Source organism: Bacillus thermotolerans (assembly GCF_000812025.2).
GTDB lineage: Bacteria > Bacillota > Bacilli > Bacillales > Domibacillaceae > Quasibacillus > Quasibacillus thermotolerans.
In genome coordinates, this window is sequence record NZ_JWJE02000114.1 from 1 (window position 1) to 1162 (window position 1162).

At 48.5% G+C, this 1162-nt stretch carries 9 tRNA genes; all 9 read right to left on the reverse strand.

What is annotated here, in order from left to right:
- Positions 1–197: 197 nt before the first annotated feature.
- Positions 198–286: transfer RNA gene (locus tag QY97_RS19255), tRNA-Ser, on the reverse strand.
- A 14-nt stretch (positions 287–300) separates the two neighbouring features.
- Positions 301–372, reverse strand: a tRNA-Asn gene (locus QY97_RS19260).
- 6 nt (positions 373–378) lie between these two features.
- Positions 379–452: transfer RNA gene (locus QY97_RS19265), tRNA-Ile, on the reverse strand.
- 74 nt (positions 453–526) lie between these two features.
- Positions 527–602, reverse strand: a tRNA-Phe gene (locus QY97_RS19270).
- A gap of 49 nt (positions 603–651) precedes the next feature.
- Positions 652–728 (reverse strand) — tRNA-Asp (locus tag QY97_RS19275).
- 4 nt (positions 729–732) lie between these two features.
- Positions 733–806, reverse strand: a tRNA-Met gene (locus QY97_RS19280).
- A gap of 16 nt (positions 807–822) precedes the next feature.
- Positions 823–915: transfer RNA gene (locus QY97_RS19285), tRNA-Ser, on the reverse strand.
- A gap of 9 nt (positions 916–924) precedes the next feature.
- Positions 925–997: transfer RNA gene (locus QY97_RS19290), tRNA-Ala, on the reverse strand.
- A gap of 22 nt (positions 998–1019) precedes the next feature.
- Positions 1020–1093: transfer RNA gene (locus QY97_RS19295), tRNA-Arg, on the reverse strand.
- Between the last annotated feature and the right edge of the window lie 69 nt (positions 1094–1162).

Consider the following 1162-nt stretch of genomic DNA (forward strand, 5'->3'; position numbering starts at 1 on the left):
CTCGACAATTCAAGTATAAAAGAATGAGGAGTTTGCGTGTTTTTTTATGCACACAAAATTTTGTTTAAACCCCAACAAATATTATAGAGCCTATAAAAAAACACCCTTATTTCCGATGCAATAAGGAAATGAAGGGCTATTTATACGATAGATTCATAGGTAACCAGCAATATGAACAGTTTATAGTGATTTTCAAACGGAGAAGGAGGGATTCGAACCCTCGCACCGGAAAAACCGACCTACACCCTTAGCAGGGGCGCCTCTTCAGCCACTTGAGTACTTCTCCAGGAAATAGCAAAACTCCGCAGGCAAGATTCGAACTTGCGACCGATCGGTTAACAGCCGATTGCTCTACCACTGAGCTACTGCGGAATAAAATGGGCCTGAATGGACTTGAACCATCGACCTCACGCTTATCAGGCGTGCGCTCTAACCAGCTGAGCTACAGGCCCCTATATGTATATATACGGAGAAAGATGAGATTATCTTTATCTAAGTGTAAAGAAAAAGTACCCATAAAAGAAAATGGTGGCTCAGGACGGAATCGAACCGCCGACACATGGATTTTCAGTCCATTGCTCTACCGACTGAGCTACTGAGCCACACGAATAAATATATATCAACAACAGCTGCAAACTGTTGGGAGAAATATGGCGGTCCGGACGGGACTCGAACCCGCGACCTCCTGCGTGACAGGCAGGCATTCTAACCAACTGAACTACCGGACCGTAATTGCGGGGGCAGGATTTGAACCTGCGACCTTCGGGTTATGAGCCCGACGAGCTACCGGGCTGCTCCACCCCGCGACGATAAAAATATAAATGGCGGAGGAAGAGGGATTCGAACCCCCGCGCGGTGTAACCCGCCTGTCGGTTTTCAAGACCGATCCCTTCAGCCAGACTTGGGTATTCCTCCATAAAAAAATGGAGCCTAGCGGGATCGAACCGCTGACCTCCTGCGTGCAAAGCAGGCGCTCTCCCAGCTGAGCTAAGGCCCCATGTTAAATAAAAACAATATTACGCGCCCGAGAGGAGTCGAACCCCTAACCTTTTGATCCGTAGTCAAACGCTCTATCCAATTGAGCTACGGGCGCATCTAGTGGTGCCGAGGACCGGAATCGAACCGGTACGGTAGTCACCTACCGCAGGATTTTAAGTCCTGT